This window comes from Dyella sp. ASV21, from assembly GCF_016428975.1.
Taxonomy (GTDB): Bacteria; Pseudomonadota; Gammaproteobacteria; order Xanthomonadales; family Rhodanobacteraceae; genus Dyella.
Map to the genome: position 1 here is coordinate 1 of NZ_JAELTT010000159.1, position 773 is coordinate 773.

The 773-nt window shown below is 62.0% G+C and carries 1 protein-coding gene; it reads right to left on the reverse strand.

What is annotated here, in order from left to right:
* The coding region (locus tag JHD67_RS21385) for an IS30 family transposase (RefSeq protein WP_199101157.1) at nt 1–773 on the reverse strand (773 nt) is incomplete at both ends.

Here is a 773-nt window from a genome sequence, read left to right on the forward strand (position 1 = left end):
TTCGTGTTCTCGTTCGAGCCACGTTGCCACGGATGTTGCGGATCGCAGAAGTAGACCTGGATATCGGTCGCCAAGGTAAAGCGCCGGTGGTCAGCCATCTCCTTGCCGCGATCCCAGGTCAGTGATTTGTAGAGTTCGCGGGGCAGTTTGTGGGAGTGCTTGATGAGAGCATCAATGACCGTTCGCGTATCCCGCCCATCGACCTTCACCAGCATGACGTAGCGTGTGTGACGCTCGACGAGCGTGGCGATCTGGCTGTTATGGCTTCCCATCAACAGATCGCCTTCCCAGTGGCCTGGCAAGGCACGGTCTTCGACGTCGGCGGGTCGCTCGCGGATCGAGACCATGTCCGTGAGCTGTCCGTGGTTCGCCGTCTTCTGCGTGTGATGGCGGGAGCGGCGCATCGCTCGCGTATGGCGCAAATGCGCCATGAGCTCCTTTTTTAAGGCCCCGCGAGCCTGAATGAAGAGGCTGCGATAGATGGTCTCGTGCGACACCTGATGCTCCTCTTGGCCGCCCGATCGCTGCTTGAGCCAGCCTGCAATCTGCACCGGCGACCACTGGTGTTGCAACTTGTCGGCGACCAGCCGGGCCAGGCCTCGATGCTTGCGGAGCTTGCAGAGCTTCGGGCGGCGTGCGCGATCCCAGGCTTGCTGATCAGCGTGGCTCGCACGGTAACCATCACGCCCGCCATTGCGGTCCAACTCCCGACTGACAGTGGACGGCGCACGACCAAGGTGAGCCGCGATCTGCCGGAGCGATTGCCCCAAAGC